Here is a 13,409-nt window from a genome sequence, read left to right on the forward strand (position 1 = left end):
CGTGAAGAACTTCAATAAGCAAATCACTTTATCGCTGAAAAATCCGTTTATTTTACATCATGACGTTTACGGACAAAAAGTCCTTCCGGGATTGGCTTATATTGATATGTTTTATCAGATTTTCAAAGAGCGCGGCTATTCATACGACGGGCTTCAGCTGCGCCATTTATCCATATATCAGCCGCTTATTGCGAAAGAAGACAGCGCCGTCAAGCTTACGGTTGAATGTACAAAGGTAAAAGAAGGGCGCTGGAAACTTACCGCAAAAGGGGCTGAGGTCAGCGGCGGACGAGTCCAGCCGGAAGAACGCATTTACGTCAAAGCGGAAATGCACGAGACGGCACCCGCAGTTTTCAGTGACACGCTTGATCTTGACTCTGTCAAACGCGAGGCGGAACGCACCATTGATTTAAATGAGCTGTATGCACAATGCAGAAGCCAGGAATTGGTTCACAGCGGATATATGAAAGCAGAAGGAGAAGTGTTTGAGGAGCGGGACGGCGTCACCTTTGATGTATCGCTCGGAAAAGACGCGATGGGACAGGCCGGAGGGTTTTTGTTCCATCCGACTCTTCTTGACGGAAGCGGCGTCGGCGCAAACCTATTGATCTCATCGCTGTTAAATGGGGAAAAGAGGCTGTTTCTGCCTCTTTTCTACGAATCTTTTACAGCTTCCGAACCTTTGCAGGCCGGCTGCATCACGAGAATCAAACGTTCGTCGCTTCGGCAGGAAAAGGAGCTTATTTACATTACACTGGAGTTTTTTAACGCATCCGGCCGGAAAGTAGCCGAGCTGAAAGATTTCACAAGCAAGCTCGTGCGGGATGCCGAGCTGATCAATACAGACCGAAAGACTGCTGAGAAGTCTCCTGAAAAAGCCGGTTTACCGGAAGTTGCGGCATCGCTTGAAGGCGGACACCCGCATGAGGAAGCAGAGCGGTATGTCATGAATCTGATGGCGGAAAAAATCGGTAAGCCGCTTGAACAGATTGATTCTCAAGTCGGCTACTATGAAATGGGGCTGACATCGTCCGGACTGCTTGACGTCGTCGAAACGATCAGCGAAAAAATCGGCGAAACCCTTTCTCCGACTTTGCTGTTTGAATATACGACGGCAGCAGAGTTGGCGGCTTTCCTGACTGAGCAGTACGGGAGCCATTTCAGCGCGTCTCCGGCAAAAATGGAGAAGCCGGTTGAGACGCAAACAGAAAAAAGGCGGAAAAGCAGTGTGCCGCAAGATGAAGATATCGCCATTATCGGCATGGCCGGCCGCTACCCGCAGGCCGAAAATATTCATGAATTCTGGGAAAACCTGAAAGAAGGAAAAAACTGTGTCACCGAAATTCCGGAGTCTCGATGGGACTGGCGCCGGTTTGAAAATGTAAAGTCGCCTTCCGGAAAGAGCATTTCAAAATGGGGCGGATTTATTGATGATCCGGATTGCTTTGATCCCCAATTTTTCCGGATTACGCCGCGGGAAGCTGAAACAATGGACCCTCAGGAACGGCTGTTTTTACAAACATGCTGGGAAACGATTGAGGATGCCGGATATACGCCGAAGTCGCTCGCAGAGGCGCGCGGACGGAATAAGAGACAGCGCGTCGGCGTCTTCGCAGGGGTGATGCATAAGGATTATACGTTGGTCGGGGCTGAAGCTTCTTCTGAAGATCATGTATTCCCGCTTTCTCTTAATTATGCGCAAATCGCAAACAGAGTTTCATATTTTTGCAATTTTCACGGGCCGAGCATGGCGGTCGATACGGTCTGTTCATCTTCGCTGACTGCGGTTCATCTTGCTGCGGAAAGCATTCGGCGCGGGGAATGTGAATCGGCGGTTGCCGGAGGCGTCAACTTGTCGCTGCATCCGAATAAATATCTGACATACGGTTTATGGGACATGTTTTCAACAGACGGGGTTTGTCATACATTCGGGAAAGACGGAGACGGCTATGTACCGGCTGAAGGAATCGGTGCCGTTTTATTAAAACCGCTGCGGGAGGCGGTAAAAGACGGAGACCGGATTTATGCGGTGATAAAGGGCAGTGCCGTCAACCACGTGGGGACAGTGAGCGGAATTTCCGTGCCGAGTCCTGTCGCGCAGGCTGATTTGATTGAAGAATGCCTGGACAAAGCGGGCATCGATCCGCGCACGGTCAGTTATATTGAGGCGCACGGGACGGGAACTTCTCTCGGCGATCCGATTGAGGTTCAAGGCCTTGTCAAGGCGTTCCGCCAGTACACACAGGACAAACAGTTCTGTTCGATCGGATCAGTGAAGTCCAATATCGGCCATGCGGAATCGGCGGCGGGCATCAGCGGCTTAAGCAAGGTTGCCCTGCAGCTTCACCATAAAACTTTGGTGCCGTCTCTTCATTCCGAGGAGCTGAATCCGTATTTAGATTTTGAACAATCACCGTTTTACGTCCAGCATCATACCGAAGAGTGGCAGCAGCCTTCAGTGAAGGAAAACGGAAACGAAACCGTATATCCCCGGCGTGCAGGCATCAGTTCTTTCGGGGCGACAGGTTCAAACGTGCATCTCATTCTGGAGGAATTTATCCCTGAAGAATCACACGGAACAGCGTATGAACCGGCAGGAGAACAGACATTCATTTTCCCGGTTTCGGCCCGAAATGAAGAACGGCTTAAAGAGTATGTTGCGAAGCTGTCTGCATTTATTCATCCCGGCCTGCCGCTTGAGGATGCGGCATATACACTTCAGATCGGCCGTGAACAGATGGAGGAGCGGGTTGCGTTCACCGCTCAGAATATGACACAGCTCAAAGAGCGGCTGGAAGGCTTTCTGGCAGGTAAAACGGTCAGCGGGTGCTGGCGGAACCGAGCTGATAAAACGAAACAAGCAGAGCTTGCTCCGGACTTGATACATAAATGGCTTTCTTCCGGAAGTCTGGAGATGATTGCTGAGAATTGGGCCGGCGGAGGAACAATGGATTGGAATCTCTTATACGGAGAAAACAAACCGAATCGGGTCAGCCTGCCGACATATCCGTTTGAAAAAACACGGTATTGGGTGCCGAAGGCGGAGAAAAAAGATTCGTTACCGCAAAAAAATGCAGGCATGCTGCACCCGCTCCTGCATGAAAATGTATCAAACATGTCAGGCGTCCGTTTCCGCTCTGCGTTTAGCGGCGGAGAATTTTTCCTGAAAGATCACGTCGTCAAAAACGAGCGGACGTTACCGGGCGCGGCTTATCTGGAAATGGTCCGGGCGGCCGTTGAACACGCGGCAGAAACGAAGGAAGAAGGAACAGTCCGTCTGAAACATGTCGTATGGGTACGTCCGTTTACAGCGGCGGATGAGTCCGCAGAACTGTATCTCCGACTTTATGACGAAGAAAATGGAGAGATGGGATTTACGGTTTACAGTGAATCGGCTTCCTCGGAACAAGAGCCCGTTCTCTATGCGCAAGGAAGCGCGGCGTTTGTCCGAGCGGGCGAACCGGCCAAAATCGAGATTGACAAATTAAGAGAGTCACGCCGTCTGATCACACCTGACGCTTGCTATCAGGCATACAAACAGATGGGGATTGAATACGGGGATGCTCACAAAGCGGTCACGGAAATCTATGCAAAAGACAGCAGAGTGCTCGCAAAGCTCTCACTCCCGTCATCTATTTCTCATACAAAAGATCAGTTTGTCCTCCATCCGAGCCTTTTGGATGCGGCCTTCCACGCGACAATCGGGTTAATGCTTGACAGAGACGGGACTGACATACGGCCGATGCTGCCGTTTGCTCTCGAACAGATTGATGTGTTGAAAAGCTGTAAAAGTGATATGTGGGTATCCATTGCGTACAGCGGCGAAAGCAAGCCTGAAGATGCCGTGCAGAAGCTGGATATTGATTTGTGTGACGAACAAGGCAATGTATGTGTGAAAATGACTGGTTATTCCGCACGGGAAATTGAAACGGATAAAACAGATACACTATTTTTTGAACACGTATGGGAAGAGAAGGCCGCTGTACATGAAAAAGCGCCGATCCATTTCAAAGCCCGTCACGTGATGATATCTGACCGGTTTACGGATCAAATGAACAGCATACAGACAGACTTCAGCTGTCATGTGCTCCGTGATCAGCATAAGAGTGAAGACGAACGGTTTGAAGCTTGTGCGCTTCAGGCGTTCGAAGAAGTGAAGAAAATCCTCGCTTCAAATTCCGGCGGGCGCGAGCTCATTCAGATTGTCGTGCCTCAAGAAGCGGATACGCAGCTCCTTTGCGGCTTAACGGGGCTTTTGAAAACAGCGGCGCTTGAAAACCCGAACCTGACCGGCCAGCTGATTGAAGCGGAGCCGGACGTCAAGGCAGACACGCTGTCCCGATATGTAAAAGAATGCAGCGCTCATCCTGATGACAAGCATATTCGCTATGAAAACGGCAAGCGCTATACGGCACAATGGCAGGAAACAGGGCTGGAACAGTTCGGCGCCGAAAAGCCGTGGAAGGATAAAGGTGTTTATCTGATCACAGGCGGTGCTGGCGGACTCGGATTTTTATTCGCCAAAGAAATCGCCCGGCATGCAAAAGACGCCGTTCTTATTTTAACGGGGCGTTCTCTGTTGGATAACCGTAAAAAAGCCCAGCTTCAAGAACTGTCCGATCTCGGCGCGCAAGCCGTGTACAAACAAACGGACATGACGGAAAAACAAGAAGTTCAATCGCTCACAGCGGACATCTGTCGGCAGTACGGCGGATTAAACGGTATCATACACAGCGCCGGAACGATAAAAGACAACTATATTCTGAAAAAGCACAAAGATGAAATCCGTGATGTACTGGCGCCGAAAGTCTCCGGACTGGTTCATCTGGATGAAGCGGCAAAGGACATTGAGCTGGATTTTCTGATTCTTTTCTCTTCCGGAGCCGGAAGCGCCGGAAGCGCGGGTCAGGCTGATTATGCGATGGCCAATGCGTTTATGAACGCCTTCAGTGAAAAAAGAAATCGTAAAAAAGCCCGAAATGAACGCTATGGACACACCCTTTCAATCTGCTGGCCGCTTTGGAAAGACGGCGGCATGACGGTTGATGCTGAAACGGAAGCCATGCTGACAAAAGAAAGCGGCATGGTCCCTATGCAAACAGAAAACGGCATTCAGGCTTTGTACCGCGGGTGGACGGCAAACACATCCCAAGTCATGGTGACGGAAGGCTACGCCGCAAAAATCCGGGCGTTTCTGAAAAAATCAGCGGATCAGCCGGATAAGGGCAGCGAAACGGAAGAAACGGCAGGTCTTACAGCGGGCGGAGAGAACATGCTTGCAGAAAAAACGGAGCATTTCTTGAAACAAGTGCTTTCGGAAGTGACCAAACTTCCTGTCGGCAAAATTGACGCCAAGGCGCCTATGGAAGATTACGGTATTGATTCGATTATGATTATGCATTTGACGGGCCGGCTGGAAAAGAGCTTCGGTTCATTGTCAAAAACATTGTTTTTCGAATATCAGAATATCGAATCGCTGGCGCAGTATTTTATGAAAGCACACCGGGACACGCTGCTGGAAGTGACCGAGATGAAAACAGAAGAAACCCCTGCAGCCAAACCGGCGCTGTCTGAGAAAGCGAAAGTAAAGCCCGTTTTCAAACGGAATGAAGGCAAAAAAGGCTTTGCGCAAGTCCGTCCAGACACGCGGAAAAATCCAGTGACGGAGCGTGAAGATATCGCGATTATCGGTATGTCAGGACGATATCCGCAGGCCGAAAATCTTCAGGAATTTTGGAAGAACTTGAGTGAAGGCACTGACTGCATAACTGAAATTCCAAACGATCGCTGGGATCACAGTCTTTATTACGACGCTGATAAAGATAAAGAAGGCAAGACGTACGGAAAATGGGGAGGATTTTTGAAAGACGTGGACAAATTTGATCCGCAGTTCTTCTCTATTTCGCCCCGGGATGCAAAATTGATGGACCCGCAGGAGCGGTTATTCCTGCAGTGTGTCTACGAAACGATGGAAGATGCCGGTTACACGCGCAAAAAGCTCACGGAAAAATCGGGTGATTTGCTTGGCGCCAATGTCGGTGTTTACGTCGGCGTCATGTATGAGGAATATCAGCTTTACGGAGCAGAAGAACAGGCGCGCGGAAAATCGCTTGCGCTGACCGGAAATCCGTCATCAATTGCGAACAGGGCTTCCTATGTATTCGGTTTTAACGGCCCGAGCATGGCTCTGGATACGATGTGCTCTTCTTCTTTAACAGCCATTCATCTGGCATGCCAAAGCTTGCGGAACGGGGAATGCGAGGCAGCATTTGCCGGGGGCGTCAATGTATCCGTTCATCCGAATAAATATTTGATGCTCGGCCAGAACAGATTTTTATCAAGCAAAGGCAGATGTGAAAGTTTCGGAGAAGGCGGGGACGGTTATGTGCCCGGTGAAGGAGTGGGCGCCGTACTCCTTAAGCCGCTTTCTAAAGCGAAAGCGGACGGTGATCATATTTACGGCCTGATCAAAGGAACGGCCGTGAACCATGATGGAAAAACAAACGGGTATTCCGTACCGAATCCGAACGCCCAAGCCGCGGTGATCAAACAGGCGTTAAAAGACGCGGGAACCGATCCGAGGGCGGTCAGCTACATCGAAGCCCACGGCACCGGGACTTCACTCGGCGATCCGATTGAAATCACGGGTCTGACAAAAGTCTTTTCAGAACAAACACAAGATAAACAATTTTGTGCCATCGGCTCAGCGAAATCCAATATCGGGCACTGTGAAAGCGCGGCGGGCATCGCGGGTCTGACGAAGGTGCTCCTGCAAATGAAACATAAGCAGCTTGCACCGTCACTGCATTCCCGGACGCTTAACCCGAATATTGATTTTCTCGCTACGCCGTTTAAAGTGCAGCAGACGCTTGAAGAGTGGAAAAGACCGGTCATAAATGATAAGGAATTGCCGAGAACCGCGGGACTTTCCTCATTCGGAGCCGGCGGCGTCAACGCTCATATCGTCATCGAAGAATATTCCGCTGATGAGGATAAGGAGACGGCTTTTGCCGCGCCTCATCCGTCGATGATCGTCCTTTCCGCGAAAAATGAGCAACGGCTTCAAAAACGGGCGGAACGTCTTCTTGATGCGCTGCGGAGCGGGCGTTACCGGGAAGCGGATCTGAGCCGGATCGCATATACGCTTCAAATCGGCCGTGAACCGATGGAAGAGCGTCTCGGAATGATTGTCAGCAATTTGCGCGAGCTTGAAGAGAAGCTTGACGAATTTACGGGCGGCAAGGAGTCAATTGACCAGCTCTACCGCGGACAAGTCAAACAGAATAAAGACACGATGGCGCTGTTTGCGGCTGATGAGGACATGGAAAAAACCATTGAGGCATGGCTTGAAAAAGGCAAAGCCGCAAAGGTATTAGAGCTTTGGGTGAAGGGCCTTCCGCTGAATTGGGATAAGCTGTATCAAATGGGCAGACCGCAAAAAATCAGTCTCCCGGCCTACCCGTTTGCAAAAGACCGTTATTGGATCGACACATCAGCAGATTCAGCTGTCAAAAAACCGGCCGAAACACAGTCTGCGCCGATCGCACCGGCGGCCGCCCCGGAACCGGTCATTGAAGTAACAACTCTTCACGAGGAGACTGTCAAAGAAAAACCGTCAAACATTACACTGCAGACTTTGAGCGGCGCGAAACCGAAAAGAACCGTACAGCCCGCTTCCCGTCCGGCGGTTTCCGCTGAAAAAGTAAGTGCCGTATTGACCGAAAGTTTGGCAGACGTTTTATATATGGATGCCGACGATATCGACGCAGACGACACATTTATTGATATCGGCATGGATTCAATTTCCGGCCTTGAATGGATAAAGTCTGTTAATAAAGCATACGGCACGTCCCTTACGGTGACGAAAGTATATGATTATCCGACAATCCGCCAGTTTGCGGCTTTCTTGCAAAAAGAGCTCGGGACAGAACCGATCCTTGAGGAAGCAACCGAACCGCAGAAAACAGAGGCCGTAAAAAAACCGTCAAACATCATGCTGCAGCCTTTAAACGCTCATAAGCAGCATGTGACACAAGCAGAAGCGGATATTCTGGAGGCGATGTCTGAAACGGCAGCTTCCGCCGAACCGGAAGAACCGATTGAAGCGGTGCATGACGAGTTATCAAAAGCACTGGCTGATGTATTGTACATGGAGCGGCATGAAGTAGATATTGATGAGGCCTTTATTGACTTGGGTATGGATTCGATTACCGGTCTTGAATGGATAAAGGCCGTCAATAAACGGTACGGCACGGACTGTAACGTAACGAAAGTGTATGATTATCCGACAATCCGTCAATTTGCCGATTTTCTGCGTACGCAGCCGTCTGTCCGCGGCAGAAAAAAACAGGCGGTTCCCGTACGTCCAAAGCCGCTTACGCAGCAACATGCCCTGCAGGAGAAAACACCTGCCGAGCCTGAGAGATTAATGGTTCAAAAGGAACCTGAACCGGTGCAGGCCAAACGGGAGCCTAAAGACGAGATAGCGGACGCGATAGCCATCGTCGGCATGTCGGGCAAGTACCCGGATGCGCCGGACCTAAAGACGTATTGGGACAACTTAGCCCGTGCGAAAAATGCCATTCGCGACATCCCGCTTTCCCGCTGGGATGTAAACAAATACTATGATCCGGCCTTAAACAAGAAGGGCAAAGTATACTGCAGATCAATCGGTATGCTTGACGGCATTGAAGAGTTTGATCCGCTGTTCTTTAATATATCTCCGTCTGAAGCGGAACTTATGGACCCGCAGCACCGGATATTTTTACAGGAAGGTTTTAAAGCCTTTGAAGATGCGGGTTACAGCTCAAAAGAATTAAACGGGAAAAATTGCGGCGTTTATTTGGGGATTATGAACAATGAATACGGCATGATGTTAAACAAACATCAGACAGGAGGAAGCGCGACGGGCAACAGTTTCAGCATCGCGGCGGCCCGCCTGCCTTATTATCTCAATTTGAAAGGGCCGGCCATTCCGATTGATACGGCATGTTCTTCATCTCTCGTCGGGACTCATTTGGCGCGTCAGGCGCTGTTGAATCATGAAATTGACATGGCGCTTGTCGGCGGTGTGACCTTGTATTTAACGCCTGAATCATACATCAGCATGTGTGAAGCCGGAATGCTGTCTCCTGACGGCCAATGTAAAGCATTTGATAACAGTGCGAACGGATTTGTGCCTGGCGAAGGCGCGGGGGCGCTCGTTTTGAAGAGGCTGAAAGATGCGGAAGCCGATCAAGACCATATTTACGGAGTCATTATCGGATCTGGAATTAACCAGGACGGAAAAACCAACGGCATTACCGCACCAAGCGCGAAAAGCCAAATGGAATTAGAGCGCCAAGTGTATGAAGCACACAACATCCACCCTGAGAGCATCACCTACGCGGAAATGCACGGCACCGGCACAAAGCAGGGGGATCCGATTGAATTAGAAGCCCTGTCTTCTGTATTTAAGGAAAAAACGGATCGCAAACAATTTTGCGCCATCGGTTCGGTTAAATCGAATATTGGGCATACGTCGGCGGCGGCAGGTGTAGCAAGCGTCCAGAAGGTTCTGCTGTCGATGAAGCATCAGCAGCTTGTGCCGACCCTTCATTTCAGCACGCCGAATGAACATTTTGATTTCAATGACTCGCCTTTATTTGTCAATACCGAACTCAAACCTTGGGAAACAGGCGGAGCACCGCGGCGGGCCTGTGTCAGCTCATTCGGCTACAGCGGCACAAACGCTCATCTCGTTATCGAAGAGTATCAGCCGAAAGACAGGGGAAGCCGTAAGTCTGATGAGACAAACATTTTTGTGCTGTCGGCGAAAAAAGCGCCCCAGGTAAAAACCTATGCCGAGTCTGTGATCGAATTTGCAAAAGCCAATCAGAATATCAATCTTTCAGATATGGCGTACACGCTTCAAACCGGGCGTGATGCGATGGATTACCGTCTTGCGGTTACAGCCGGTTCGAGAGAAGAACTGATCAGCCGTTTAACCGATTTTGTAAACGGAAATACGGGTGAAGGGATATATGAAGCCCATATCAAAACGGCTAAAAAAGAAATTAAAGCATTTGAAACGGACGATGACCTGAAGCAGCTTGTGAGGTCATGGTTCAATAAGAAAAAATACGCCAAAATAGCGGAATTGTGGGCTAAAGGGCTTCAGATGGACTGGGACAGACTCTATCAAGGCGAAAAACCCCGCAGAATCAGTCTGCCGGCTTACCCATTTGCGAAGGAGCCGTACTGGCTGCCTGAGCCGAAAGCCGTACCGCAGGAAACAGAAGACCGGCGCAAGGCTGTGCTTTTAGAAAAGCAATGGGTTCCGTGTGAGATCGATTCGGCCGGTGAGAAAAGCGGCAGGATGGTCATGATTCTGGCTGATGAAAGAACAGCGGAGCTAGCCGAAGAGACTGCGAAGCATTTCACTGACTCGTTCATTCTCCCGGTCGATTCTGCTGATACTGCAGCTGGCGATTGGAATCACATAGATGGCGCAATCGATCTGACGGGATGCGGAGACGAAGACCCTTCATTGAAAGGGATCAGCCGGCTCCAGACTCTGATTGATACAAGCCGCCGGCAAGCGCGGCCGCTGACGCTGCTATATGTAACAAAAGGATTGGAGCCATTTCAGCAGAAAACGATTCATCTTGCAGGAGCGGCAAAAAGCGGCCTGTACAGAATGCTTCAAAATGAGTATCAAAACGTGACGTCCAGACACATGGATGCCGATACAGATACGGATCAGCAGACGCTTGCCAAACAGATTGCAGATGAATTTTCGGCGGACAGCACAGAACCGGAAATCTGCCGCCGAAACGGACAGAGATACCGTGCTTTATTCAGGGAGATTCCAAGCGGGAAGCGAGCAGAACATAAGCCCGCACCGTTTCCTGAAGACCATGTGCTTTTCATTACCGGAGGGACGAGGGGACTGGGTCTCTTATGCGCCCGCCATTTCACAGAAAAACACGGCGTGAAAAAAGTAGTGCTGACAGGCAGGGAGCCGATTCCTCCCCGCCATGAACGGTCAGCCGTTAATACAAGGCTGAAAGAGAAGATACGGGCGATTGAAGAGCTCGAAGCAAAAGGAGTGCAAGTGGCGGTGATCAGTCTGAAATTGTCTGATCATGATGCGGCGGCAGCGGAAATTGAAACGATCCGGCGCACGATGGGACCGATAGGCGGCGTCATTCACTGTGCGGGATCGGTTAATTCAGTAAATCCGGCGTTTATCAGAAAGACTGCCGACGATATACAAGAAGTGCTGGAACCGAAAGTCGCCGGGCTTCAAACATTAAGCAGCCTTTTCACAAATGATCCTTTGCAATTTTTTGTCTTATTTTCTTCAGTATCTGCAGTCGTTCCGGCGCTCGCGGCGGGACAGTCGGATTATGCGATGGCAAATGCGTACATGGATTATTTCGCGGCGGCTCATCAGCATCAATATCCGTTAGTCAGCATTCAATGGCCGAACTGGAAGGAAACCGGATTGGGTGAAGTCCGCACAGAAAGCCTGAAGCAGACCGGGCTGCTGGGACTGTCCAACGCGGAAGGGCTTGACTTGCTTGACCGCATTTTATCTGAAAACATCCGCCCGTCCGTTCTGCCGGCTATCGTTGATCGGAGCGAATGGCATCCTGACAGGCTGCTCTGTCTAGAGAAAACACAAAAAGCCGTAATAACCGGCAAAGCCGCGGAAAAACATTCAGACAGAGAACTGCTTCTTGATACGAAGGCGTGGCTTGTGAAATTGTTTTCCGATGAGCTGAAAATCGCTCCGGAAGAACTGGAAACAGACGAACCGTTTCAGGATTACGGGGTTGATTCGATCATTTTAGCGCAGCTTTTACAGCAAATGAATCAAGCGCTCAAAGAGGACTTAGACCCATCTGTTTTATATGAACATCCGACGATTGACGCGTTTGCCGAATGGCTTGTATCCAATGGGCAGCCGCTGCTTGCAGAAAGAGAGGAACCTGATACAGAAATCTTGGTTCCGGCTGCCGTACAAACGGTTCACACTGAACAAAAGCGTGATGCCGTAACTGAAGACATTGCCGTCGTCGGAATGAGCTGCCGTTTTCCGGGAGCGGAATCGTTAGACCAATATTGGGACTTGCTGAGAAGCGGCAGGTCCGCAATCGGCTCCGTCCCGGCGGAACGTTTCGGATATGCAAATCAATACGTTGCGGGATTGATTGACAATATGGATCACTTTGATTCCGAATTCTTTTTCATTCCGGAAAACGACGCGAAAGCGATGGACCCTCAGGCGTTGGCGGTGTTGGAAGAGAGCTTGAAACTTTGGTGCCATGCCGGCTATACCCGTGAAGAAATCAAGGGCATAGAAGCCGGTGTGTATATCGGAGGCCGCAGCCAGCATCAGCCTGATCCTGAAAGTCTTGCGAATACCCGCAACCCGATCGTTGCGGGCGGGCAGAATTATTTAGCGGCAAACGTTTCGCAATTTTTTGATCTGCGCGGGCCGAGCATCGTGCTTGATACGGCTTGTTCATCGGCTTTGACAGGAATGAACATGGCCGTTCAGGCACTGAGAAGCGGCGATATCAAAGCGGCGGTAGTTGGCGGCGTCAGCCTGCTGAACACGGATGCGGCGCACCGGATGTTCCAAGAGCGCGGACTGTTAAACGAAAAACCGGCATTTCACGTATTTGACAAGCGTTCAGGCGGAGTTGTCCTCGGTGAAGGCGTCGGCATGGTGCTGTTAAAAACAGTAAGCCAGGCGCAAAAAGACGGCGACACGATACACGCAGTCATTAAGGCCGCCGCCATGAACAATGACGGCAGAACGGCAGGCCCTTCAGCCCCTAATATGCAGGCGCAAAAAGACGTTATGCAAAGCGCGCTTTTCAAAAGCGGCAAAAAGCCGGAAGACATCACTTATATCGAAGCAAACGGATCGGGTTCCGCGGTGACTGATTTGCTTGAGCTGAAGGCGATTCAATCCGTATACCGCTCAGGTCGGCATGTTCCGCTCGGCATCGGGTCAATTAAGCCGAACATCGGGCATCCGCTTTGCGCAGAAGGCATCGCAAGCTTCATTAAAGTCGTATTAATGCTGAAGCATAAACAAACGGTTCCGTTTCTCTCAGGAGACGAACCGATGCCGCATTTTGATATAACAAAGACAGATTTTCACTTTCATAAAACAGCCGGCGAATGGGATGCAGCCAGACCGTCAGCAGCCATCAACTGCTTTGCCGACGGCGGAACAAACGCCCACGTCATTCTGGAAGCTTGGGAAGAAAAAGATACCCGAATGAAAAGAAAGCCGCTGCCGGTACCGTCATTAAGACGTAAGGCTCTGGTAAAAGAGCCTGACGCACCGGCGGAGAAACAAGAGCTTCCTGCGAAAAAAATGTTCTGGAAAGCATTTAAATGAGAGAGGA

The 13,409-nt window shown here is 50.3% G+C and carries 1 protein-coding gene; it reads left to right on the top strand.

Going from position 1 to position 13,409, the window contains the following annotated elements; translation table 11 throughout:
• The first annotated feature begins 1 nt into the window (after position 1).
• Positions 2-13,402: a type I polyketide synthase gene (locus NYE50_RS09525; RefSeq protein ID WP_318248540.1), complete on the top strand. Its 13,401-nt coding sequence runs from the start codon at positions 2-4 to the stop codon at positions 13,400-13,402.
• The last annotated feature ends 7 nt before the right edge of the window (positions 13,403-13,409 follow it).

Source organism: Bacillus sp. EU55 (assembly GCF_038005925.1).
Classification (GTDB): Bacteria; Bacillota; Bacilli; order Bacillales; family Bacillaceae; genus Bacillus; species Bacillus velezensis.